The organism is Pleomorphomonas sp. T1.2MG-36 (assembly GCF_950100655.1).
GTDB lineage: Bacteria > Pseudomonadota > Alphaproteobacteria > Rhizobiales > Pleomorphomonadaceae > Pleomorphomonas.
In genome coordinates this window covers 368,446-392,896 of the sequence record NZ_CATNLY010000012.1, presented here as the reverse complement: position 1 = coordinate 392,896, position 24,451 = coordinate 368,446, and the positions used below count along the sequence as shown (strand labels likewise).

Genomic DNA, 24,451 nt, shown 5'->3' with positions numbered 1-24,451 from the left:
AACGGAAATGACTGCCGGAAAGCCGGATCGGCTTGTCGCGCCGATCCGGTGTCTCGGTCAGGTCTGCGGGTCGACCCAGCCACCGGCCGGCTCGAAGCCGGCCATGGCTTCCTTCGGCCCCCAGGTGCCGGGCTTGTAGAAGGAGGGCGCGGTACTCGCCTCGAGCACCGGCTCGACGATCTGCCAGGCGAGTTCGGCCATGTCCTCGCGGGTGAACAGCTGGCGGCGGCCGTTCATGGCGTCGCCGATCAGCCGCTCGTAGGGCAGCATGTTGTCCATGCCGTCGCTGACGGCGGTGAGCTCCACCGCCTCGCCGATCATGTTGCCGCCGTTGGCCTTGCGGCGGGCGCCGAGGCCGATCGAAACCTCCGGCCCCAGGCGGAAGCGCATGTAGTTGGCCTCGCCCGGCCGGAGCGGGTCGAACACCTCCAGCGGCGGCCGCTTGAAGCGGACCACCACCTCGGTGGCGCGTACCGGCAGGTTCTTGCCGGCCCGGATGTAGAAGGGCACGCCCTGCCAGCGCCACGTGTCGACGTAAAGGCGCACGGCCGCGAAGGTCTCCACCCGCGAATTGGGCGCGACGCCCGGCTCGTTGCGATAGCCTTCGAACTGGCCCCTGACGACGTCGCGCTCCTCAAGAGGCCGGATGGCCTTCAGCACCTGCACCTTTTCGTCGATCAGGTCGTCGGAGAGGGCGTTGACCGGCGGCTCGGTGGCGAGCAGCAGCAGCACGTTGACGAGGTGGTTCTGCACCACGTCGCGCAGCGCCCCGACCTCCTCGTAGAAACGGCCGCGCCCCTCGACGCCGAAGTTCTCGGCCATGGTGATCTGGACGCTGTCGATGTAGTTGCGGTTCCACAAGGGTTCGAGGAACGAGTTGGCGAAGCGGAAGTAGAGAAGGTTCTGGATGGCTTCCTTGCCGAGGTAGTGGTCGATGCGGAAGAGGTCGTCCTCCTTGAAGACCACGTGCAGGACGCGGTTGAGTTCCTGCGCCGACGCTAGATCGCGCCCGAAGGGCTTCTCGACCATCAGCCTTGCCCCGGCCGACAGGTTGGCCTGCTTGAGGCCGGCGGTCACCGAGGCGAACATCGAGGGCGGAATGGCGAGGTAGTAGAGCACCCGCCGCCGGTCCGACAGTGCCTCGCCGAGGCGCGTGAAGGTCGTCGGGTCCTGGTAGTCGCCGGGGACGAAGCGCATCAGGCCGGCGAACTTGGCGAAGGTCGGCTCGTCGATGGCGCCGCAGCTCGCCGCGATGGCATCGCGCGCCCGTTCCAGGAGCTTCTCGACGCTCCAGCCTTCGCGGGCGACGCCGACGATGGGTTCGTTGAGGTTGCCGCGCCGCACCATCTGGTACAGCGAGGGAAAGATCATTTTGCGGGCGAGGTCGCCGGTGGCGCCGAAGATGACCAGCGCGTCCGACCGGCCGTTGCGGGCTTCCTTGATGGCTCTCGGCATGTCACTGCCCCTCCTTGAGCTTTTCGACATGGCCGCCGAAGGCCTGCCGCATGGCGGACAGCACCTTGTTGGCGAACTCGTCGTTGCCGCGCGACGCGAAGCGGCTGAACAGCGCCGACGACAGCACCGGAACCGGCACGCTGGTGTCGATGGCCGCCTTCAGCGTCCAGCGCCCCTCGCCGGAGTCGGAGACGTGTCCCTGGTAGGAGGCGAGGTCCGGGTCGGCGGCCAGCGCCGACGCCGTCAGGTCGAGCAACCACGAACTGATGACGCTGGCATGTCGCCACACCTCGGTGATGGCGGCCACGTCGAAGTCGTAGCGGTAGTATTGCGGCTCGTCGAGCGGGCTGGTCTCGGCGTCGGCCTTGCGCGCAACGGCGCCGGCATTGGCCGATTTCAGGATGTTCAGCCCCTCGGCATAGGCGGCCATCATGCCGTACTCGATGCCGTTGTGGATCATCTTGACGAAGTGGCCGGCGCCGGCCGGGCCGCAATGAAGATAGCCGCGCTCGGCGGTGCCGAACGACGGGTCGCCGCCGGGCGCCAGCGCCGAGAAGATCGGGTCCAGCCGGGCCACGGCGTCGGCGTCGCCGCCGATCATCAGGCAGTAGCCGCGCTCGGCGCCCCACACGCCGCCGGACGTGCCGACGTCGAGCAGATGAATTCTGGCCGTGGCCAGTTCGCCGGCCAAATCGACGGCGTTGCGATAGTTGGAGTTGCCGCCGTCGATGACGATGTCGTCGGGCGACAGGCGCGTCGAAAGGTCGCGGACGGCGCCGTCGGTGACGGCGGCGGGCAGCATGAGCCATACGGCGCGTGGCGGCTTCAGCTTCGCCACCAGATCGTCCACCGAGGTGGCAGCGACGGCGCCTTCCGCCTCAAGGGCGGCGACGCTGTCGCGGTTGAGGTCGTAGGCCACCACCTCGTGGCCGCTCGCCATCAGCCGCCGGGCCATGTTGTAGCCCATCCGGCCCAGTCCCATCATTCCGATCTGCATAGTCATTCTCCGGAAAACCCTCGCGGATTTCGGCGGCTCGTCGTCCGAGGCCCGAGGCGGCGGCGGTGCGTCTTTGCTGAACTGCCAGTCCGTTGCGTTTGAATAAGTATATTACCTAGACCGGGAGTAAATGGCCTATGTGATCACGTTCGGAGGAGATTTCGGTGAGCGCGTGCGTTCGCGGCTGGCGTGGGCGGCCAGCCGGGCAGGGGAGGCGGTGGCGCCTTTCTCCAGAGTGGTTCCAGCAAAAGTGGGTACCGGTTTTGCGTCCGGAACTGCGTCTTAAAAAGGAGATAGAGCTATTTCCGGCGAACCCGAGTTCACCGGAAAAACTCTAGAGGGCAGCGGTCTCGGCGGCGTTCAGAACCTCGGACAGTTGATGGGCCGGCATCGGCCGTCCGAGAAGGTAACCCTGAAGCTCGTCGCAGCCGAAGGAGCGCAGGACCTCTCTCTGCTCGGCCGTCTCGACGCCCTCCGCCGTCGTCTTGAGGCCCTTGGCATGCGCCATGGAGATCATCGCGCGCACGATTTCCGCGTCGCCCTCGGATTCGGTGATGGACTTCACGAAGCTCTGGTCGATCTTGATGCGGTCGAAGTCGATGTCCCTCAGGCGCTCGAAGGTCGAGGAACCCGTGCCGAAGTCGTCGATGGCGATGGCGATGCCCGCCGCGTTCAGCGCCTTGATGTTCAGCATGCCGACTTCCTCGGTGCCGGCAAAATCCGTTTCCGTGATCTCGAGTTCGAGCCGGGTGGGCGGAAAGTCCAGCTTCCGAAGCGTGGCCAGCACGGTTTCGGCAAAGCCGATGGCGCATAGCTGGACGGGAGACACGTTGACCGCCAAGTGGTCGACGGGCCAGCCGATCGCATCTCGGCAGGCGATCTCCAGCACCCACAGGCCCAAATCGGCAATGAAGCCGGCCTCCTCGGCGATGGGAATGAACAGCGAGGGCGGAATGGCCCCCCGGTCCGGGTGGTCCCAGCGAACGAGCGCTTCCGTGCCCAGCATCCGGCTGCCATCGCCGGCATATTTCGGCTGGTAGACGACGGACAGCGCCGCCTTCGTCCGGAGCGCCTCGCGAAGCTCGGATTCGATGGCGGCCCGGTTCTGTATGGCGTCGTCCATCTGCGTGCCGAAGATCGAGAAGCGCCGGCGCCCGGCCGTCTTGGCATGGTAGAGGGCGACGTCGGCCTTGCGGTTGAGCTCCTGCCGGTCGGTGCCGTCGTAGGGTGCCATGGACACGCCGATGGACACACCGACGAAGGCGCGCCGCCCGCCGATCTCCATCGGCTCGGCCAGACTTTCGATGATCCGGCCGCACAGGGCCTCGATCTCGCGGCGCGTCCGATTGGGGATCAGGGCGGCGAACTCGTCGCCGCCGACGCGGTAGATCGGCGCATTGGCGGGCAGGATCTCGGTCATCCGCCGGGCGAACTCCACCAGAACGGCGTCGCCCACCTGGTGCCCCAGGATGTCGTTGACCTGCTTGAAGCGGTCGAGGTCCATGAACAGGAAGGCGAGAGGGTCGGACTGTTGGTGGTAGGAGAACTGTTCGATCAGTTCATCGGCCGCCCGTTCGTAGGCCGAGCGATTGTGAAGGCCGGTAAGCGGGTCGTGGGAGGCCAGATAGCGGATGTGCTCGTCGTTCCTGGTCCGGTCCAGCTTGCGCCGATAGGAGGCCGTCGAGATGATGAGCGTGCCGGCCAAGAGTGCCGAGCCCATCAGCACCAGCACCGGCGAAAGGGATGTCAGCAGTTGCCGACCGGGTTCGAAGGGCTTCCAGTGGAACTCGATGGCCACGTCGCCGGCGTCGCTGGTCAACGCCACGGAGGCGGTTCCGGACTTGCGCTCGCTGGTGGGCACGTACTTCAGGTCTGTGAGAACGTGCGCCTGACCGATCTTGTCGATGATGGCGCCTTCGAGATACTGAACGACGATGTGAAGGCTTATGGTGGAGAGCGGCTGTTCAACCCGTCCCGTGTCCGACATGATGGGTTTCAGGCTGACGATGGCGGGGTGCCCGGCAACATAAGCATAGTCCGTGATGCCGATGGACTCCTCCGTGCTTTCCCTGGCCGGACTCTCTCCGCTCGCCAGCTTCGATCGCAGCGCTTGCAGATAAGGGCGCAGCAGGTCGCGACGCGACTCGAAGAAGGCGGGCGACTTCAGCTCCGTCTCGGCGAAGGCATAGACCGGCAGATCCCGGCCATCGAGGATGTAGGCCTCGTCGATGCCGAAGAACGTATGCATCCAGCTGCCGAGGTTGTCGTCGATCCAGTCTTCGTTGCCGCCTGCTGCGGTTCTTTCGACGGCCTCATCCCAGAAGGTGGAGCTCTCCTGATTGTGCGCGAGGTTGCTGCGGATTTCCCTGAGGGCGTAGCCGGCGATCTCGGCCTGTCGCTCGATATCCTCGCGATCGACCGAGCGAGTGACCCACACCAGAAACGCGCCGATCGCGGAGAGGGCAACGACCATTGCCAGGGAGGATGCGACGACCCGGGAGAAAAACAGAGCGAGCTGTCGTTTCATCAAACCTTCCGAAATTCGAGTGGGCTCTGGTGCAGCTCCGGGCGCCGGCTCTCTTCCGAACCAGCTAAACGGGTTCACCATTAAGAACTAGTTATTTATCGTGTTAATGATAAACGCGTTCATGTAAAAGGGGCAAGACCGAGCACGTCAGCCGTCATTGTCGTCGGCGCGGGAGCGTCCTCCCCGCGGTCGACCTCCGCCGCCGAGCCCGTGTGCGACAAGACTCCCTTTAGTCCTGTGGCGAGCTTGAAATTTCGAGGAAAGCGGTCCATATGGCTCAGCCTTGGCGCCGATTGCTCTTTGCGGGGAGAGCGGCGTCATTCAGGGCTTGAACCTTGCGTTGAAAGGCACTATTCGAGCCGCCGACCGGCCGCCCCCCGGTTCGGGGGCAGCGCACGAAAAGGCCCCATCAAACCTTTCGAGAGAGACGAAGCGATGGCTAAGGAAAAGTTTTCGCGGACGAAGCCGCACTGCAACATCGGCACGATCGGCCACGTTGACCATGGCAAGACGTCGCTGACCGCGGCGATCACCAAGGTGCTGGCCGAGACCGGCGGCGCCACGTTCAAGGCCTACGACCAGATCGACGCTGCTCCCGAAGAGAAGGCGCGCGGCATCACGATCAACACGGCGCACGTCGAGTACGAGACGCAGAACCGTCACTATGCGCACGTCGACTGCCCAGGCCACGCCGACTACGTGAAGAACATGATCACCGGTGCTGCCCAGATGGACGGCGCGATCCTGGTCGTGTCTGCCGCCGACGGCCCGATGCCGCAGACCCGCGAGCACATCCTGCTCGCCCGTCAGGTCGGCGTTCCCGCCATCGTCGTGTTCCTGAACAAGTGCGACATGGTCGACGATCCGGAGCTGCTCGAGCTGGTCGAGATGGAAGTTCGCGAGCTTCTGTCGTCCTACGAGTTCCCCGGCGACGACATTCCGATCGTCAAGGGTTCGGCTCTCGTTGCCCTCGAGAATGGCGATCCGAAGCTCGGCCACGACGCCATCCTCGAGCTGATGACCCAGGTCGACGCCTACATCCCGCAGCCGGACCGTCCGATCGACCAGCCGTTCCTGATGCCGATCGAAGACGTGTTCTCGATCTCCGGTCGTGGCACCGTGGTGACCGGCCGTGTCGAGCGCGGCATCGTCAAGGTCGGCGAGGAAGTCGAGATCGTCGGCATCCGTCCGACCACCAAGACGACCGTGACCGGCGTTGAAATGTTCCGCAAGCTGCTCGATCAGGGCCAGGCCGGCGACAACATCGGCGCGCTGCTGCGCGGCACCAAGCGTGAAGACGTCGAGCGCGGCCAGATCCTGTGCAAGCCGGCTTCCGTGAACCCGCACACCAAGTTCAAGGCCGAAGCCTACATCCTGACCAAGGAAGAGGGTGGCCGTCACACGCCGTTCTTCACCAACTACCGCCCGCAGTTCTACTTCCGCACGACGGACGTGACCGGCGTGGTGACGCTGAACGAAGGCGTCGAGATGGTGATGCCCGGCGACAACGTGACGATGAACGTTCAGCTGATCGTTCCGATCGCCATGGAAGAGAAGCTCCGCTTCGCTATCCGTGAAGGTGGCCGCACTGTCGGCGCCGGCGTCGTCGCTTCGATCGTCGAGTGACAATGCTTATCCGGCGGCCTCGGCCGCCGGAATCCCCGGATTTCCGGGCTGATCCACAGCCAAGCCATTCGGGAGACAAAGAAATTGCCGTGCGGGGCTTGCTCCGCCGGCAGGAATCGGTAAGAAGGGCGCACCGAGTTTTTGGTGCTTGATCCGGAAGCCGGTTCGGCTATAAGCGAACGGACTGGCGTCCGCGAGTGGAAGTCTAGGGGTATAGCTCAGTTGGTAGAGCGGCGGTCTCCAAAACCGCAGGTCGCGGGTTCGAGCCCTGCTGCCCCTGCCATTTCCCTCTTGCGTGGACCTGTCGAACGCTATAGATAACGGTTCCTATCTCGTGGCGGGGGGGCCCGCGCCCCCGACCGTCATGAGTGGATGTATGGCCAAGTCTAACCCCCTTGAGTTTCTGCAGCAGGTTCGGACCGAGGCCGGCAAGGTCACATGGCCGACGCGGCGCGAGACTGCGATCACGACGACCATGGTGTTCATCATGGCCATCCTCGCGGCGATCTTCTTTCTTGTCGCCGACATGATCATGAACTGGGGTGTCGGGTTGCTGCTCGGCCTCAGCGGCTGACGAACGACCGCCTGGGGAGCATCGACATGGCAAAACGCTGGTACATCGTGCACGCCTACTCGAATTTCGAGAAGAAGGTAGCCGACTCCATCAAGGAGCAGGCGCAGCAGCGCGGTCTCGCGCACCTCTTCGAGCAGGTTCTGGTGCCGACCGAGAGCATCACCGAGGTGCGCCGCGGTCGCAAGGTGGCTGCCGAGCGCAAATTCTTTCCGGGCTATGTCCTGGTGCGCATGGACATGACCGATGAGGCCTATCACCTCATCAAGAACACGCCGAAGGTGACGGGTTTCCTGGGGTCCGACAACAAGCCGGTTCCCATCCCCGACCGTGAGGCCGAGCGCATCATGAATCAGGTCGAGGTTGGCGTCGAGCGGCCCAAGCCCTCCGTCAGTTTCGAAATCGGCGAGCAGGTCAAGGTTTCCGACGGCCCGTTCGCGTCCTTCTCCGGCCTCGTGGAAGAGGTGGACGAGGAACGCAGCCGCCTCAAGGTGGCGGTGTCGATCTTCGGCCGCGCCACGCCGGTCGAACTGGAGTACGGTCAGGTCGAGAAGGTCTGACGCACGTTTGCGGAGCCGGTTTCCGGCGCCGCGTTCGCCGTCCGGTTCGCCGGCCGGCACCCACCCCGTGGGAGAGGGGCCCCGGCCATCGCCGCTGGGACATGGCCCTCCGACCACGAACCTGAAGGCGGACCGGCCCTGCCGGGTGCGCCGACGAGGAGAAGAAAATGGCGAAGAAAATCACCGGCTACCTGAAGCTTCAGGTGGCGGCCGGTTCGGCGACCCCGTCGCCCCCGATCGGCCCCGCGCTCGGTCAGCGCGGTCTCAACATCATGGAATTCTGCAAGGCGTTCAACGCGCAGACGCAGGGTATGGAAAAGGGCATGCCGATCCCGGTGCTCTTCACCATCTATGCCGACCGCTCGTTCACCTTCAAGCTCCGCACTCCGCCGGTTGGCTACTTCCTCAAGAAGGCTGCCGGTGTGGACAAGGGCTCGAAGACGCCGGGCACCGGCTCCGCCGGCACCATCACCAAGGCGCAGTTGCGTGAAATCGCCGAGAAGAAGCTCGTCGACATGAACGCCGCTTCCATCGACGCCGCCATGCTCATGGTCGAGGGCTCTGCCCGCTCCATGGGCCTCCAGATCGCGGAGTGACCCACATGGCCAAGCTTCCCAAGCGCGTCGCCGCCAGCCGTGAAGGCATCGATCGCAAGAAGGTTTACCCGCTGACCGAGGCCCTCGGCCTGATCAAGGAACGCGCCACGGCGAAGTTCGACGAGACCGTCGAAGTCGCCATCAACCTTGGCGTCGATCCCCGTCATGCCGACCAGATGGTCCGTGGCGTCGTCCAGCTGCCGCATGGCACGGGCAAGACCGTCCGCGTCGCCGTGTTCGCCCGTGGCCTCAAGGCCGACGAAGCGACCGCCGCCGGTGCCGACATCGTCGGTGCCGAGGAACTGGTCGAGACGATCCAGAAGGGCGAGATCAACTTCGATCGCTGCATCGCCACTCCGGACATGATGCCGCTGGTCGGCCGTCTCGGCAAGGTGCTCGGCCCGCGTGGCCTGATGCCGAACCCGAAGGTGGGCACCGTGACGCAGGACGTCGCCGCCGCCGTCAAGGCGTCCAAGGGTGGCGCCGTCGAGTTCCGCGTCGAGAAGGCGGGTATCGTCCATGCCGGTGTCGGCAAGGCGTCGTTCACCGCCGAGGCGCTGCTCGACAACGTGCGCGCCCTCATCGATGCCGTCCAGAAGGCCCGGCCGACGGGTGCCAAGGGCACCTATCTGCAGCGCCTGTCGGTCTCCTCGACCATGGGCCCCGGCGTCAAGGTCGAAGTCGGCTCCCTGGGTGCCGCCTCCTGACGATGAATTCCGGCCCTTTCGGGTCGGCGCTCCAAGTTGGAGCAATGAGTTTCCCGTCGGCTCCGGCCGGCGGGATCGGTGGCTTCCGGAGGGGCTTGTTCCCAAGGGAGGTCTCCGACCCTGTCCGAGATTGTAGGTGTCCGGCATTGCCGCGACTTAAGCCGACGGACCGATCCCAGTCTCTGGGTGACGTCGGGGCCTGCATGAGACGGGAGTGAGATCCGTATGCATCCGAAGGGCGGTCCGCCGTTCTTCCCATGACGAGTACCGGTTCGAACTCTTCCCTCCAGCCATGCCGGTTCACCGGAACAGGCTGGCGGACAGGCCGCGAGCGCCGCGCACAAGCTTTCGGGTGAAGGCGTGGCAACAGCAACCTGACGATGGGGCGACAGCCTTGTCGTTTATCTGGAGACAGGCCGTGGATAGAGCGGAAAAGCGGGAACTGATCGACGCACTCAACGCCTCGTTCAAGGGCGCGGGCGTCATCGTCGTGTCCCACTACCAAGGCCTTACCGTCGCTGACCTGCAGGCGTATCGCGCCCGCATGAAGGAAGCTGGCGGCAAGGTCAAGGTCGCCAAGAACCGCCTCGCCAAGCTTGCTCTTCAAGGCACTGATGCCGAGCACATCGCAGACCTGTTCACAGGTCCGACCGTCATCGCCTATTCGGCGGATCCGGTCGCGGCGTCCAAGGTCACCGTCGATTACGCCAAGATCAACGACAAGCTCGTTGTGCTGGGCGGTGCGATGGGCACGACCAACCTCGATGCCAACGGCGTCAAGGCTCTCGCGAGCCTGCCGTCGCTGGACGAACTGCGCGCCAAGCTGCTGGGTATGATCAATACCCCGGCGACCCGCATCGCAGGCGTCCTGCAGGCGCCCGCGGGCCAGCTGGCCCGCGTGTTCGGGGCTTATGCCAAGAAGGACGAAGCGGCGTGAGGCCGTTCGACCTGAAACACAAATCTGGTTCGAACCGTTACTGAAGGAAGAAGTGAAATGGCTGATCTTGCCAAGCTGGTCGATGAACTGTCGGCCCTGACCGTCCTCGAAGCCGCCGAGCTGTCGAAGCTCCTCGAAGAGAAGTGGGGCGTGTCCGCCGCTGCTCCGGTCGCCGTCGCTGCCGTTGGTGGCGCTGCCGCTCCGGCCGCCGCCGAGGAAGAGAAGACCGAGTTCGACGTCATCCTGGTCGATGCCGGCGACAAGAAGATCAACGTGATCAAGGAAGTCCGTGCCATCACCGGTCTCGGCCTCAAGGAAGCCAAGGACCTGGTCGAAGGCGCTCCGAAGCCGGTCAAGGAAGCCGTGTCCAAGGACGAGGCCGCCAAGATCAAGAAGCAGCTTGAAGAAGCTGGCGCCAAGGTCGACGTCAAGTAATCGACCTTGCATTTCTAACGGTGGGCGGCTCGACAAAATCGGGCCGCCCAACGGTTGTTTTTGAGATGGCCTTTATTTGGCCCGAATCGGATCGAATTGGCTAAAGGCTTGGCCTGTCGGTCGACGGTCGGTTTGTCCCGAGCCCTTCGGCGACGTGGAAACGTTGCGCATCAGAGGGTTCCGGTCTGCCGATCACGGTGTACGAGGGAAGCAATGGCGCAAACGTTCAACGGCCGCAGGCGTGTCCGCAAGTTCTTCGGAGACATCCGGGAAGTTGCCGAGATGCCGAACCTGATCGAGGTCCAGAAGGCGTCCTACGACCAGTTCCTCATGGTGGAGGAGCCGAAGGGCGGACGTCCCGAGGAGGGCCTCCAGGCCGTTTTCAAGTCTGTGTTCCCGATTTCTGACTTCGCCGGCACGGCGTTCCTCGAGTTCGTTCGCTACGAGTTCGAAGCGCCCAAGTACGACGTCGACGAGTGCCGTCAGCGCGGCATGACCTTCGCCGCGCCGCTGAAGGTGACGCTGCGTCTCATCGTGTTCGATGTCGATGAGGATACCGGCGCCAAGTCGGTGAAGGACATCAAGGAGCAGGACGTCTACATGGGCGACATGCCGCTCATGACCGACAACGGCACCTTCATCGTCAACGGTACCGAGCGCGTCATCGTCTCCCAGATGCACCGTTCGCCGGGCGTGTTCTTCGACCACGACAAGGGCAAGAGCCACTCGTCGGGCAAGCTGTTGTTCGCCGCGCGCATCATCCCCTATCGCGGTTCCTGGCTCGACATCGAGTTCGACGCCAAGGACATCGTCTATGCGCGCATCGACCGCCGCCGCAAGATTCCAGTGACGAGCCTGATGTTCGCCCTCGGTCTCGACGGCGAGGAAATCCTCGACACCTTCTACAACAAGATCATCTACGAGCGCGCCAAGGACGGCTGGCGCATGCCTTACGATGCCAATCGCATGAAGGGCATGAAGGCCGTTGCTGACCTGATCGACGCCGACACCGGCGAAGTGGTGGTCGGCGCTGGCCGCAAGCTGACTGCTCGCGCCGCCCGTCAGCTCGCCGAAAAGGGCCTCAAGGCCCTGAAGGTGACCGACGAGGAGCTCGAAGGCCTCTACATCGCCGAAGACGTCGTCAACATGCAGACGGGTGAGATCCACGTCGAAGCCGGTGAAGAAATCACCGCCAAGATGGTGGCTCAGCTGGCCGAACTCGGCATCGACGAGCTGCCGCTCCTCGACATCGACCACGTCAACACCGGCGCCTACATCCGCAACACGCTGGCCGTGGACAAGAACGAGCTGCGCGAGAGCGCGCTGTTCGACATCTACCGCGTCATGCGTCCGGGCGAGCCGCCGACCATCGACACCGCCGAGGCGATGTTCAAGTCGCTGTTCTTCGACGCCGAGCGTTACGACCTCAGCGCCGTCGGCCGCGTCAAGATGAACATGCGCCTCGACCTTCAGTGCCCGGACACCGTCCGCGTCCTGCGCCGCGAAGACATCCTCGCCGTCATCAAGACGCTGGTGGAGCTGCGCGACGGCAAGGGCGAGATCGACGACATCGACAACCTCGGCAACCGTCGCGTCCGTTCGGTCGGCGAGCTGATGGAAAATCAGTATCGCGTCGGTCTCCTGCGCATGGAGCGCGCCATCAAGGAGCGCATGAGCTCGGTCGACATCGACACGGTCATGCCGCAGGACCTGATCAACGCCAAGCCGGCTGCCGCCGCTGTGCGCGAGTTCTTCGGCTCGTCGCAGCTCAGCCAGTTCATGGACCAGACCAACCCGCTCTCCGAGATCACCCACAAGCGCCGCCTGTCGGCCCTTGGTCCGGGCGGTCTGACCCGCGAGCGCGCCGGCTTCGAAGTCCGTGACGTGCACACCACGCACTACGGCCGCATCTGCCCGATCGAGACGCCGGAAGGCCCGAACATCGGTCTGATCAACTCGCTCGCTACCTTCGCCCGCGTCAACAAGTACGGCTTCATTGAGAGCCCGTACCGCATTGTCGAGGGCGGCAAGGTGACCGACAAGGTCGTCTATCTCTCGGCGATGGAAGAGAGCAAGTACACGGTCGCCCAGGCGAACGCCATCCTCGATGAGGAAGGCCACTTCGTCAACGACATGGTCATCTCCCGCCATGCCGGTGAGACGGCCGCCGTCGCCAAGGAACGCGTCGACCTGATGGACGTGTCGCCCAAGCAGGTCGTTTCCGTCGCCGCGGCGCTGATCCCGTTCCTTGAGAACGACGACGCCAACCGCGCCCTGATGGGCTCGAACATGCAGCGTCAGGCCGTGCCGCTGGTGCGCGCCGAGGCGCCGTTCGTCGGCACCGGCATGGAGCCGGTCGTCGCCCGTGACTCGGGTGCCGCCATCGCCGCCAAGCGCGGCGGCGTCATCGATCAGGTGGACGCCACGCGTATCGTCATCCGCGCCACCGAGGATCTCGAAGCGTCGAAGTCCGGCGTCGACATCTACCGCCTGATGAAGTTCCAGCGCTCCAACCAGTCGACCTGCATCAACCAGCGTCCGCTGGTGCGCGTCGGTGACATTGTCGCCAAGGGCGACATCATCGCCGACGGTCCGTCGACCGACCTTGGCGATCTGGCCCTCGGCCGGAACGTGCTGGTCGCGTTCATGCCGTGGAACGGCTACAACTACGAGGACTCGATCCTTCTCTCCGAGAAGATCGTGGCCGAGGACGTGTTCACCTCGATCCACATCGAGGAGTTCGAGGTGATGGCCCGCGACACCAAGCTGGGCCCTGAGGAAATCACCCGCGACATCCCGAACGTGTCGGAAGAGGCCCTCAAGAACCTCGACGAAGCCGGCATCGTCTACATCGGCGCCGAAGTGCAGGCCGGCGACATCCTGGTCGGCAAGATCACGCCGAAGGGCGAAAGCCCGATGACGCCGGAAGAGAAGCTTCTGCGCGCCATCTTCGGCGAGAAGGCCTCGGACGTTCGCGACACCTCCCTGCGCGTGCCGCCGGGCGTGACCGGAACCATCGTCGAAGTGCGCGTGTTCAACCGCCACGGCGTCGAGAAGGACGAGCGCGCCATGGCGATCGAGCGCGAGGAGATCGAGCGCCTTGCCAAGGACCGCGACGACGAGCAGGCCATCCTCGACCGTAACGTCTACGGCCGCCTGATGGACATGCTGATCGGCAAGACCGGCGTCGGCGGGCCCAAGGGCTTCAAGAAGGACACCGTTCTCGACCAGGAGAAGCTCGAGGAGTTCCCGCGCTCGCAGTGGTGGCAGTTCGCTCTCGAGAGCGAGCAGGCCATGGGCGAGGTCGAGGCCCTGCGCAAGCAGTATGACGAGAGCCGCAAGCGGCTCGAGCAGCGCTTCATCGACAAGGTGGAGAAGCTGCAGCGCGGCGACGAACTGCCGCCGGGCGTCATGAAGATGGTCAAGATCTTCGTCGCCGTGAAGCGCAAGATCCAGCCGGGCGACAAGATGGCCGGCCGTCATGGCAACAAGGGCGTCGTTTCGCGCATCGTGCCGGTGGAGGACATGCCGTTCCTTGAGGACGGTACCCACGTCGACATCGTGCTGAACCCGCTCGGCGTGCCTTCGCGCATGAACGTCGGTCAGATCCTTGAGACCCATCTTGGCTGGGCTTGCGCCGGCATGGGCCGCAAGATCGGCGAGATGCTGGAGGCCTACCGGCACAACAACGAGATCGAGCCGCTGCGCGAGCTGGTGATCGACACCTACAAGGGGTCGCCCAAGACCGAAGACATCGGCAAGTACACCGATGACGAGGTCCTGCTGCTCGCCAACCAGGTGAAGAAGGGCATTTCGATCGCCACGCCGGTGTTCGATGGCGCTCGCGAGCCGGACATCAACGAGCTTCTGGCCAAGGCGGGGGTGAACACCTCCGGCCAGTCGGTGCTCTACGATGGCCGTACCGGCGAGCCCTTCGACCGCAAGGTCACCGTCGGCTACATCTACATGCTGAAGCTCCACCACCTCGTGGACGACAAGATCCACGCCCGTTCGATCGGCCCCTACAGCCTCGTGACCCAGCAGCCGCTGGGCGGCAAGGCGCAGTTCGGCGGCCAGCGCTTCGGTGAAATGGAAGTGTGGGCGCTCGAAGCCTACGGCGCGGCCTACACGCTGCAGGAGATGCTGACGGTCAAGTCGGACGACGTGGCCGGCCGTACCAAGGTCTACGAAGCGATCGTCCGTGGCGACGAAGCCTTCGAGTCGGGCATCCCCGAGAGCTTCAACGTGCTGGTCAAGGAGATGCGGTCGCTCGGCCTCAACGTCGAGCTGGTCAACTCCAAGGAACATGCGGTCCTTGGCGACGAGCGTCCTCAGGACGCGGCGGAGTGATCCGGCGCGTCTAGCAACGGAAACGCCTTGAGCTGTCGGCGCGAAAGCGCCGGCAGTTCGGCGTGTCCCGAGCATTTCACGATCGGATGGACCATCCGATCGATAGGGAAATGCTCAAGAGTTTGAAGCCTGTGCGTATTCTCTTGGCTCGGATCCGAGCCGAATAGGCACAGGGAACAGCCGGCGCCGGTGGCGCCTCGAGAATTTTTCATGTGGCCCCCGCCGGCGAGGCGGACAGACGGCGGTCGGGCTGCATCACAGGAGAAGAGCCGATGAACCAAGAGGTCATGAACCTTTTCAACGCACAGGCTCCCGTGCAGGTCTTCGACCAGATCAAGATCTCCCTCGCTTCCCCCGAGAAGATCCTCAGCTGGTCCTATGGCGAGATCAAGAAGCCCGAGACCATCAACTATCGTACCTTCAAGCCCGAGCGCGACGGCCTGTTCTGCGCCCGCATCTTCGGGCCGATCAAGGACTACGAGTGCTTGTGCGGCAAGTACAAGCGCATGAAGTACAAGGGCGTCATCTGCGAGAAGTGCGGCGTCGAAGTCACGCTGTCGCGCGTCCGCCGCGAGCGCATGGGCCATATCGAGCTGGCCGCGCCCGTCGCCCACATCTGGTTCCTGAAGTCGTTGCCGAGCCGCATTGGCCTGTTGCTCGACATGCCGCTCAAGGACCTGGAGCGCATCCTCTACTTCGAAAACTACGTCGTCACCGAGCCGGGCCTCACGCCTCTCAAGCAGCATCAGCTCCTCACCGAAGAGGACTACATGCGCGCCCAGGAGGAATATGGCGAGGACACCTTCACCGCCCTGATCGGCGCCGAGGCCATTCGCGAGCTCCTGCAGTCGCTCGATCTCGCCAAGCTGGCCGAGAAGCTGCGCCAGGAGATCGCCGAGTCGACCTCCGAGCTGAAGCCCAAGAAGCTCGCCAAGCGCGTCAACATCATCGAAGCCTTCATTCAGTCGGGCAACAAGCCCGAGTGGATGGTGATGAGCGTCATCCCGGTCATCCCGCCGGACCTGCGCCCGCTGGTCCCGCTGGACGGCGGCCGCTTCGCGACCTCCGACCTCAACGACCTCTACCGCCGCGTCATCAACCGCAACAACCGCCTGAAGCGCCTCATCGAGCTGCGCGCGCCGGACATCATCATCCGCAACGAAAAGCGCATGCTGCAGGAGTCCGTTGACGCGCTGTTCGACAACGGCCGTCGCGGCCGCGTCATCACCGGCGCCAACAAGCGTCCGCTGAAGTCGCTCTCCGACATGCTGAAGGGCAAGCAGGGCCGCTTCCGCCAGAACCTCCTGGGCAAGCGCGTCGACTACTCCGGCCGTTCGGTCATCGTGGTCGGCCCGGAAATGAAGCTGCATCAGTGCGGCCTGCCGAAGAAGATGGCGCTGGAGCTGTTCAAGCCGTTCATCTACTCGCGCCTCGACGCCAAGGGCTTCTCCTCGACGGTGAAGCAGGCCAAGAAGCTGGTGGAGAAGGAGCGTCCGGAAGTCTGGGATATCCTCGACGAGGTCATCCGCGAGCATCCGGTCATGCTGAACCGCGCTCCGACGCTGCACCGTCTCGGCATCCAGGCCTTCGAGCCGATCCTGATCGAGGGCAAGGCCATCCAGCTGCACCCGCTCGTCTGCTCGGCCTTCAACGCCGACTTCGACGGCGACCAGATGGCCGTGCACGTGCCGCTCAGCCTCGAAGCCCAGCTCGAAGCCCGCGTGCTGATGATGTCGACCAACAACATCCTGCACCCGGCCAACGGCGCGCCGATCATCGTTCCCTCGCAGGACATCGTTCTCGGCCTCTACTACCTGTCGATCATGAACGACGGCGAGCCGGGCGAGGGCATGGCCTTCGCCGATTTCGGCGAGCTGCAGCATGCGCTCGACACCGGCGCCGTGACGCTGCACTCCAAGGTGCGCGGCCGCTTCAAGACCATCGACAAGGACGGCAACCCGGTCTCCAAGATTTTCGAGACCACGCCGGGCCGCATGATGATCGGGCAACTGCTGCCCAAGCATCACAACGTGCCGTACGATCTCTGCAACGAGCTCATGACCAAGAAGAAGATCTCGGGCATGATCGACGCCGTCTACCGCCACTGCGGTCAGAAGGAGTCGGTGATCTTCTGCGACAAGATCATGGCCCTCGGCTTCAAGGAAGCCTGCAACGCCGGCATCTCCTTCGGCAAGGACGACATGGTCATCCCGGAGACCAAGGCGAACCTCGTCGGCGAGACGCTGGCGCTGGTCAACGACTACGAGCAGCAGTACTCCGACGGCCTGATCACCCAGGGCGAGAAGTACAACAAGGTGGTCGACGCCTGGGCCAAGTGCACCGACAAGGTGGCCGAGGAGATGATGAAGCGCATCTCCGCCGTGCAGAAGGACGACGCCGGCCGCACCAAGCCGATGAACTCCATCTACATGATGAGCCACTCGGGCGCCCGTGGTTCGCCGGCCCAGATGAAGCAGCTCGCCGGCATGCGCGGCCTGATGGCCAAGCCGTCGGGTGAGATCATCGAAACGCCGATCATCTCGAACTTCAAGGAAGGCCTGAGCGTGATGGAGTACTTCAACTCCACGCACGGTGCCCGTAAGGGTCTGGCCGACACCGCCCTGAAGACCGCCAACTCCGGTTACCTCACCCGTCGTCTCGTCGACGTGGCGCAGGACTGCATCATCACCGAGACCGACTGCGGCGCCGAGGACCAGGGCCTCCGCATGCAGGCGATCGTCGATGCCGGTCAGGTCGTCGCCACGCTCGGTGCCCGTATCCTCGGCCGTACGGCCGCGGAGGACATCACCGTCGCCGCCACCGGCGAAGTGGTGGTGCCGAAGGGCAAGCTGATCGAGGAGCGCGACGTCGAGCGTATCGAGAAGTCGGGCATCCAGTCGGTGAAGATCCGCTCGGTGCTGACCTGCTCCACCAAGGTCGGTGTCTGCGCCAAGTGCTATGGTCGCGACCTCGCACGCGGCACGCCCGTCAACATGGGTGAAGCCGTCGGCGTCATCGCCGCCCAGTCGATCGGCGAGCCGGGTACCCAGCTCACCATGCGCACGTTCCACATCGGCGGCACGGCGCAGGTGGTGGACAGCTCGTTCATCGAGTCGACCATCGAAGGCACGGTCAAGATCCGCAACCGCAACGTCGTGCGCGACAGCGAGGGCAAGCTCATCGCCATGGGCCGCAACCTCGCCGTCGTGCTGGTCGACGAGGCCGGCAACGAGCGTTCGACCCATCGCGTGGTCTACGGCTCGCGCCTGCACGTCGACGATGGCGACAAGATCAAGCGCGGCCAGCGTCTTGCCGAGTGGGATCCCTACACCCGCCCGGTGCTGACCGACGTCGACGGCATCGTCGGCTCCGAGGATCTGGTCGAAGGCGCTTCGGTGTCCGAGACCACCGACGAGGCGACCGGCATCACCAAGCGTGTCGTCATCGACTGGCGCGGTTCGGCCCGTACGTCGGACCTCAAGCCGGCCCTGATCATCAAGGACGCCAACGGCAAGATCGGCAAGCCGCAGAAGGGTGGCGAGGCTCGCTACCTGCTCAGCCCCGACGCCATCCTGTCGGTCGAGCCGGGTTCGAAGGTGCATGCCGGCGACGTGCTCGCCCGTATCCCGCTCGAAAGCGCCAAGACGCGCGACATCACCGGCGGTCTGCCGCGCGTTGCCGAGCTGTTCGAAGCGCGTCGTCCGAAGGATCATGCCATCATCGCCGAGATCGATGGCACCATCCGCTTCGGCCGCGACTACAAGAACAAGCGCCGTGTGCTCATCGAGCCGCATGACGCCAGCCTTGAGCCGCGCGAGTACCTGATCCCCAAGACCAAGAACTTCCACCTTCAGGAAGGCGACGTGGTCGAAAAGGGCGATTACATCGTCGACGGCAACCCGGCGCCGCACGACATTCTGGCGATCAAGGGCGTGGAGGCACTGGCTGCCTACCTCGTCAACGAAATCCAGGAAGTCTACCGGTTGCAGGGCGTGGTGATCAACGACAAGCACATCGAGGTGATCGTTCGCCAGATGCTGCAGAAGGTTGAAGTCACCGAAGGCGGCGACACCGACCTGATGGGCGGTGATCAGGTGGACGCCATCGAGTTCGAGCAGATCAACGAGAAGGTGACGTCCGAGGGCAAGCACCCCGCGATTGCTCACCCGATCCTGCTCGGCATCACCAAGGCCAGCCTGCAGACCCGCTCCTTCATCTCGGCGGCGTCCTTCCAGGAGACCACCCGCGTCCTCACCGAGGCGGCGGTCAATGGCAAGGTCGACACGCTCGAGGGTCTCAAGGAGAACGTCATCGTCGGCCGCCTGATCCCGGCCGGTACCGGCTCGCTGATGAGCCGCATCCGCCAGGTGGCGATGCGTCGCGACGAGCTGATCCTCGAGGAGCGCCGCAAGGACGCTCTCGGCGAGGGCGGCGACGTTGCCATGGCGATGGAGCCGGCTGTCGCCCTCGACGCCGCGCCGAACGCCGACTGAGCGTGGACTGGCCGGGCTTCGGGCCCGGCCGTTACCGCTGTACAGTGACCAATGCGCTCCGGTTCGCCGGGGCGCATTTTCTTTTTAGGGCCTCATACGACCGAACCGACGCGGTCGTTGGGACGCATTTGTCGGCTCCAGATGACGCGCCGCTTTAACAGGTGAATGCGTCGCGTCTGAAGGGGGGCTTTCTTGATCGAGCGCAGTGCCTCGATCGCCGGAGAACTGGCTGCCGCGCGGAACAGGCGCTGCGAACTGCACCCATTTAACAATATGGAGACTGCCCCAGGCCTAGTATTGATGAAAATGATCGAGCCACGAGGTACGCATGGTCTACAAGACTAGAGCATGGACCGCAGATCGTGACCTGCGCCTCAGCGAGCTGTCATATGTGGAGGACAGTCGCCCGGCAAAATATGATGAGTTGCTCATCGGTAGGCCGATCTTCGACTACATGCATCCCGAAGACATCGCTGTGGTCCATGCGAACATGCTTTCCAGTAGCGGTGACTACAGGGCTTTCGGTGGCGCGGTATGCCGGTTCCTCCTGGGCGATGGCATCACCATCGTGGAGGAAATCAGCGGTTCGCCGATCTTTGACGATGCCAAAGGGTTTGTCGGCTATCGCGGAACCGCCCGGATGATCGGCGGCATTGCTCTCGGCAGCCTTGAGGCCTCCATTCTGCCGCTCGATACGGTCTATGCAAGAGCGCCCATGGCTTTGTGCGTCATCGACAGGAGCGGCCGGTTCCTGGCGATGAACGACCGCCACGCCAACCTGCTGACGTCGACCGTGGGCCAATCCCTCTCGGACCATCATCCGGCGAGCATGGAGAAGCTGAACGACGACTTCGCGCTCCTCGACCGCGGCGAGCCGGTGCCGGACCATGAAGCTCGGATCGATGACAAGATCTACGCCGTCTTGGTCAGTCCGTTGGCCGATGCGCTCGGCAACATCGTGGCGGTCTCCGTCGCGCATTTCGACGTGACGGAACGGCGCGGTCTGGAGGAGCAGTTGCGCGAGGCCAACGGTCGGCTGACGGAGATGGCCCTCAGGGATCACCTCACGGGCGTCTTCAATCGCCGCTATTTCGATATCTCCATCGCCGAAGAGGAGAGCCGGATCGCGCGCGTCGGCGGCGAACTGTCGCTGATCATGATCGATGTCGACCGCTTCAAGCTCTACAACGACACCCTCGGCCACCTTGCCGGCGATCAGTGCCTGATTGCCATCGCCAAGGCCATGTCGCGCGAACTCCACCGGAACGCCGACATGCTCTGCCGTTATGGCGGCGAGGAGTTCGCCGTCATCCTCCCCAACACGGCGCGCCGGGGCGCCGAAGTGGTGGCCGAGCGGCTGCGCAGGGCGGTCGAACGGCTGAAGCTGCCCCACGAGCCCAATGTGCCCTACGGTCACGTGACCATCAGTGTCGGCGTCGCGTCGAGAAGCCAGCCCAATCCGCACCAGGATGGAACCGAGGCTCTTGTGCTCGCGGCGGATGGCGCCCTTTATGAGGCGAAGACCTCCGGACGCAACAGGGTTGGCCTCGCGAACTGAGGACGGGTTTCGGTGGTGGAGCCGATCGATGATTCCCTCTGGGGCCGGGCAGGTTGAATCGGCCCAGGCGGGCTTGAGGATTCGCTCGTGACGCCGAGTCGAGGGTGCCGGCCTAAGTGATTTGACGATGCATCGATTGCATTTGTTGCGCTGGCGATGACACAAAGCCCGCTTTCGTGCCGTCCGGGCGTATGAGGGGCTTCACGGAACCGACATTTCCGCCTTTTTTGGTCCGCCGACTTGACGGTTGGGGATTGTTTGAGTAGTGTCCGCGCCACTTGAAGAGTTGGTCTGTAACGCGTGATCGATCACTGGTCCTTAAACTTTTGATCAAGCACCGTTAAACGCTACTCGCTCCACTGGTGGTGAAAGCTGTTGTACGCACGAACGGTGCCGTTTGGCATTGTTCCTCTGCTTTCCGCCGCGCCGGACGTGAGATTTCACGTTATCGGCGCGCTTCGTTTTGTGCGGGCGGGGTGCGGAGAGTTGCGAAATCGGTCAGGGAGCTGGCCTGTTGTCTTGGTTCTGGCAACGGTTGGCTCTGAAGGAAGTGTAGTTCCGGTCTCCATGAAGGTCCGGACGTTTGGATTGAAGGTGAAGGATGCCGACGATCAATCAGTTGATCCGTAACCCGCGCGTCGCGCCGGTTTACCGTGAGAAGGCCCGCCATCTTGAGGCTTGCCCTCAGAAGCGTGGCGTTTGCACGCGCGTCTATACGACGACCCCCAAGAAGCCTAACTCGGCTCTTCGTAAGGTCGCCAAGGTCCGTCTGACCAACGGTTACGAGGTCATCGGTTACATCCCCGGCGAAGGTCATAACCTTCAGGAGCACTCGGTCGTCATGATCCGTGGCGGTCGCGTCAAGGACCTTCCCGGCGTGCGCTACCACATTCTCCGCGGCGTGCTCGACACGCAGGGCGTCAAGAACCGCAAGCAGCGCCGCTCGAAGTACGGCGCCAAGCGTCCGAAGTGATCCCTGGCCGGATCTGCGCGGAAGCCGGATCCGGTCGGTCTTATTTTGCAATACCCGGAGACGAAGTATGTCCCGTCGTCACAGTGCAGAGAAGCGCGAGATCAATCCCGATCCGAAGTTCGGTGATATCGTCGTTTCCAAGTTCATGAATTCGATCATGCAGGACGGCAAGAAGTCGGTTGCCGAAGCGATCGTCTATGGTGCCTTCGACAGCATCGAGACCCGCACCCGCCAGAGCCCGGTCCAGACCTTCCATCAGGCGCTCCACAACGTGATGCCGCAGATCGAAGTTCGGTCGCGCCGCGTCGGTGGTGCCACCTACCAGGTCCCGGTCGAGGTTCGCACCGAGCGCCGTCAGGCTCTCGCCATCCGCTGGCTGATCACGGCCGCTCGCGGTCGCAACGAGAAGACGATGGTCGATCGTCTGTCGGGCGAGCTGATGGATGCCGCCAACAACCGCGGCACCGCCGTCAAGAAGCGCGAAGATACGCACCGGATGGCCGAAGCCAACCGCGCCTTCTCGCACTATCGCTGGTAATCCGGACAGGCGGAGACGAACATGGCTCGTACGCATAAGCTCGAGGACTACCGCAACTTCGGCATCATGGCCCACATCGATGCGGGCAAGACGACGACGACGGAACGCGTCCTCTATTACTCGGGCAAGTCCCACAAGCTCGGCGAAGTGCACGACGGCGCTGCCACCATGGACTACATGGAGCAGGAGCAGGAGCGTGGCATCACCATCACGTCGGCTGCCACCACGACCTTCTGGAACGGCAAGCGCCTCAACATCATCGACACCCCAGGCCACGTCGACTTCACCATTGAAGTCGAGCGTTCGCTGCGCGTGCTCGACGGTGCCGTCTGCGTGCTCGACTCCAACCAGGGTGTCGAACCTCAGACCGAGACCGTTTGGCGCCAGGGCGACAAGTATCACGTTCCCCGGATCGTCTTCTGCAACAAGATGGACAAGACCGGCGCGAACTTCGACCAGTGCCTGAGCGACATCAAGACCCGCCTCGGCGCCCGTCCTGTCGCGCTGCAGCTGCCGATCGGTTCCGAGGCGAACTTCAAGGGCATCGTCGACCTCATCCGCATGAGAGCGGTGGTGTGGGAAGACGAGCAGCTCGGCGCCAAGTACCACGACACGGACATTCCGGCCGACATGCTTGAGCGCGCCAAGGAAGCGCGTGCCGAGATGATCGAAGCCGCCGTCGAAATGGACGACGATGCCATGGAGGCCTACCTCGAGGGCAACGAGCCCGACGAGGCGACCCTCAAGAGGCTGATCCGCAAGGCGGTTCTGGTTTCGGCATGGTTCCCGGTTCTCGCTGGCTCGGCCTTCAAGAACAAGGGTGTGCAGACGCTGCTCGACGCCGTCGTCGACTTCCTGCCGTCGCCGGTCGATGTGCCGCCGACCAAGGGTATCGACCCGAAGACGGAAGAAGAGACCGTTCGCCTGTCGTCCGACGACGAGCCGCTCGCCATGCTGGCCTTCAAGATCATCGAAGATCCGTATGGCGTGCTGACCTTTGCCCGCGTCTACTCGGGCGTGCTGCAGAAGGGTTCGACCGTTCTGAACTCGACCCGCGAGAAGCGCGAGCGCATCGGCCGCATGGTCCAGATGCATGCCGACACCCGTGAGGACGTCGAGGAAGCCCGCGCCGGCGACATCGTCGCCTTCGTCGGTCTCAAGGACACCCGCACCGGCGACACGCTCTGCGATCCGCTGAAGCCCGTCGTCCTCGAGAAGATGGAATTCCCCGAGCCGGTCATCGAGATGGCCGTCGAGGCTGCCACCAAGACCGAGCAGGAGAAGCTTTCCATGGCTCTCCAGAAGCTGGCGTCCGAGGATCCGTCCTTCCGCGTCTCCACCGATCAGGAGTCGGGGCAGACGATCATCAAGGGCATGGGCGAGCTTCACCTCGATATCAAGATCGACATTCTCCGTCGTGCTCCGCACAACATCAAGGTGAATGTCGGCGCCCCGCAGGTTGCCTATCGCGAGACCATCCGCAAGTCGACCGAGATCGACTACACCCACAAGAAGCAGACTGGCGGTACTGGCCAGTTCGCCAAGGTGAAGTTTGTCGTCGAGCCGGGCGAAGTCGGTTCGGGCTTCATCTTCGAGAACAAGATCATCGGTGGTGTGGTTCCCAAGGAATACATCCCCGGCGTCGAGAAGGGCCTGAACTCGGTGATGACGTCTGGCCCGATCGCCGGCTTCCCGGTGGTCGACGTCAAGGTCACGCTGATCGACGGCGCCTATCACGAGGTGGACTCTTCGGCCATCGCCTTCGAAATCGCCTCCCGCGCCGCTCTGCGTGAAGCGATGGAAAAGGCCTCGCCGGCTCTGCTTGAGCCGATCATGAAGGTCGAGATCGTTTCGCCGGAAGAATACGTCGGTTCCGTCATCGGCGACGTCAACTCCCGTCGCGGCCAGATCCAGGGCCAGGACATGCGCGGCAACGCCAATGTCATCTCGGCCTTCGTTCCGCTCGCCAACATGTTCGGCTACGTGAACCAGCTCCGCTCGATGAGCCAGGGACGCGCCAGCTACACCATGCAGTTCGACCACTACGAGCAGGTCCCGGCTGCGGTCGCCCAGGAAGTTCAGGCGAAGTACGCCTGATTTCCCGACCGCTGACCTCACCCGCTTTCAC

At 63.8% G+C, this 24,451-nt stretch carries 16 protein-coding genes and 1 tRNA gene; 14 read left to right on the top strand and 3 right to left on the bottom strand.

Annotation, left to right across the window (positions count from 1 at the left end):
- Positions 1–57 precede the first annotated feature (57 nt).
- The 3 genes from zwf to QQZ18_RS08685 form a co-directional block, all read right to left on the bottom strand.
- Positions 58–1,455 carry a glucose-6-phosphate dehydrogenase gene (zwf, locus tag QQZ18_RS08695; RefSeq protein WP_284540143.1) on the bottom strand — a complete coding sequence of 466 codons (1,398 nt, stop codon included), beginning with the start codon at positions 1,453–1,455 and terminating at the stop codon, positions 58–60.
- Position 1,456: 1 nt separating this feature from the next.
- A complete protein-coding gene (gene gnd / locus QQZ18_RS08690; protein ID WP_284540141.1) occupies positions 1,457–2,452 on the bottom strand; it encodes a phosphogluconate dehydrogenase (NAD(+)-dependent, decarboxylating) in 996 nt (331 codons plus the stop codon).
- 334 nt (positions 2,453–2,786) lie between these two features.
- Complete coding sequence (locus QQZ18_RS08685; protein WP_284540139.1) at positions 2,787–4,979, bottom strand: putative bifunctional diguanylate cyclase/phosphodiesterase; 2,193 nt, start codon at positions 4,977–4,979, stop codon at positions 2,787–2,789.
- A 435-nt stretch (positions 4,980–5,414) separates the two neighbouring features.
- Between QQZ18_RS08685 and tuf the strand changes: the two genes are divergently transcribed.
- From tuf to fusA, 14 genes are all read left to right on the top strand, one after another.
- Positions 5,415–6,605, top strand: coding sequence for an elongation factor Tu (tuf, locus tag QQZ18_RS08680; protein ID WP_284540137.1), 1,191 nt, complete (start codon positions 5,415–5,417; stop codon positions 6,603–6,605).
- Between the two features lie 207 nt (positions 6,606–6,812).
- Positions 6,813–6,888, top strand: a tRNA-Trp gene (locus tag QQZ18_RS08675).
- A 93-nt stretch (positions 6,889–6,981) separates the two neighbouring features.
- The gene (secE, locus tag QQZ18_RS08670; RefSeq protein ID WP_284540135.1) at positions 6,982–7,179 is read left to right on the top strand and encodes a preprotein translocase subunit SecE; all 198 of its coding nucleotides are present in this window, start codon (positions 6,982–6,984) and stop codon (positions 7,177–7,179) included.
- 26 nt (positions 7,180–7,205) lie between these two features.
- Positions 7,206–7,736, top strand: a complete 531-nt coding sequence (gene nusG / locus QQZ18_RS08665; protein ID WP_100083497.1) for a transcription termination/antitermination protein NusG — start codon at positions 7,206–7,208, stop codon at positions 7,734–7,736.
- Positions 7,737–7,903: 167 nt separating this feature from the next.
- Positions 7,904–8,332, top strand: coding sequence for a 50S ribosomal protein L11 (gene rplK / locus QQZ18_RS08660; protein WP_284540132.1), 429 nt, complete (start codon positions 7,904–7,906; stop codon positions 8,330–8,332).
- Between the two features lie 5 nt (positions 8,333–8,337).
- Positions 8,338–9,039 carry a 50S ribosomal protein L1 gene (rplA, locus tag QQZ18_RS08655; RefSeq protein WP_284540131.1) on the top strand — a complete coding sequence of 234 codons (702 nt, stop codon included), beginning with the start codon at positions 8,338–8,340 and terminating at the stop codon, positions 9,037–9,039.
- A 418-nt stretch (positions 9,040–9,457) separates the two neighbouring features.
- Entirely contained in the window at positions 9,458–9,976 is a 519-nt protein-coding gene (gene rplJ, locus QQZ18_RS08650; RefSeq protein ID WP_284540130.1) for a 50S ribosomal protein L10, read from the top strand.
- 57 nt (positions 9,977–10,033) lie between these two features.
- Entirely contained in the window at positions 10,034–10,411 is a 378-nt protein-coding gene (gene rplL, locus QQZ18_RS08645; RefSeq protein ID WP_134179838.1) for a 50S ribosomal protein L7/L12, read from the top strand.
- 213 nt (positions 10,412–10,624) lie between these two features.
- Positions 10,625–14,761 (top strand): DNA-directed RNA polymerase subunit beta, encoded by a 4,137-nt coding sequence (gene rpoB, locus QQZ18_RS08640; protein ID WP_284540128.1) that lies wholly within the window; start codon positions 10,625–10,627, stop codon positions 14,759–14,761.
- A 272-nt stretch (positions 14,762–15,033) separates the two neighbouring features.
- Positions 15,034–19,254, top strand: a complete 4,221-nt coding sequence (gene rpoC, locus QQZ18_RS08635; protein ID WP_284540126.1) for a DNA-directed RNA polymerase subunit beta' — start codon at positions 15,034–15,036, stop codon at positions 19,252–19,254.
- Positions 19,255–19,582: 328 nt separating this feature from the next.
- Positions 19,583–20,812, top strand: a complete 1,230-nt coding sequence (locus QQZ18_RS08630) for a sensor domain-containing diguanylate cyclase (RefSeq protein WP_284540123.1) — start codon at positions 19,583–19,585, stop codon at positions 20,810–20,812.
- Positions 20,813–21,413: 601 nt separating this feature from the next.
- Entirely contained in the window at positions 21,414–21,785 is a 372-nt protein-coding gene (gene rpsL, locus QQZ18_RS08625; RefSeq protein WP_026782429.1) for a 30S ribosomal protein S12, read from the top strand.
- 67 nt (positions 21,786–21,852) lie between these two features.
- Complete coding sequence (gene rpsG / locus QQZ18_RS08620) at positions 21,853–22,323, top strand: 30S ribosomal protein S7 (RefSeq protein ID WP_284540120.1); 471 nt, start codon at positions 21,853–21,855, stop codon at positions 22,321–22,323.
- Positions 22,324–22,344: 21 nt separating this feature from the next.
- Positions 22,345–24,420 carry an elongation factor G gene (fusA, locus tag QQZ18_RS08615; protein WP_284540118.1) on the top strand — a complete coding sequence of 692 codons (2,076 nt, stop codon included), beginning with the start codon at positions 22,345–22,347 and terminating at the stop codon, positions 24,418–24,420.
- Positions 24,421–24,451: the final 31 nt, after the last annotated feature.

Bases quoted from the DNA above. Each gene is read 5' to 3' on its own strand.
- zwf (WP_284540143.1), bottom strand. From the start codon at position 1,455: ATGCCGAGAGCCATCAAGGAAGCCCGCAACGGCCGGTCGGACGCGCTG.
- gnd (WP_284540141.1), bottom strand. From the start codon at position 2,452: ATGCAGATCGGAATGATGGGACTGGGCCGGATGGGCTACAACATGGCC.
- QQZ18_RS08685 (WP_284540139.1), bottom strand. From the start codon at position 4,979: ATGAAACGACAGCTCGCTCTGTTTTTCTCCCGGGTCGTCGCATCCTCC.
- tuf (WP_284540137.1), top strand. From the start codon at position 5,415: ATGGCTAAGGAAAAGTTTTCGCGGACGAAGCCGCACTGCAACATCGGC.
- secE (WP_284540135.1), top strand. From the start codon at position 6,982: ATGGCCAAGTCTAACCCCCTTGAGTTTCTGCAGCAGGTTCGGACCGAG.
- nusG (WP_100083497.1), top strand. From the start codon at position 7,206: ATGGCAAAACGCTGGTACATCGTGCACGCCTACTCGAATTTCGAGAAG.
- rplK (WP_284540132.1), top strand. From the start codon at position 7,904: ATGGCGAAGAAAATCACCGGCTACCTGAAGCTTCAGGTGGCGGCCGGT.
- rplA (WP_284540131.1), top strand. From the start codon at position 8,338: ATGGCCAAGCTTCCCAAGCGCGTCGCCGCCAGCCGTGAAGGCATCGAT.
- rplL (WP_134179838.1), top strand. From the start codon at position 10,034: ATGGCTGATCTTGCCAAGCTGGTCGATGAACTGTCGGCCCTGACCGTC.
- rpoB (WP_284540128.1), top strand. From the start codon at position 10,625: ATGGCGCAAACGTTCAACGGCCGCAGGCGTGTCCGCAAGTTCTTCGGA.
- rpoC (WP_284540126.1), top strand. From the start codon at position 15,034: ATGAACCAAGAGGTCATGAACCTTTTCAACGCACAGGCTCCCGTGCAG.
- QQZ18_RS08630 (WP_284540123.1), top strand. From the start codon at position 19,583: ATGGTCTACAAGACTAGAGCATGGACCGCAGATCGTGACCTGCGCCTC.
- rpsL (WP_026782429.1), top strand. From the start codon at position 21,414: ATGCCGACGATCAATCAGTTGATCCGTAACCCGCGCGTCGCGCCGGTT.
- rpsG (WP_284540120.1), top strand. From the start codon at position 21,853: ATGTCCCGTCGTCACAGTGCAGAGAAGCGCGAGATCAATCCCGATCCG.
- fusA (WP_284540118.1), top strand. From the start codon at position 22,345: ATGGCTCGTACGCATAAGCTCGAGGACTACCGCAACTTCGGCATCATG.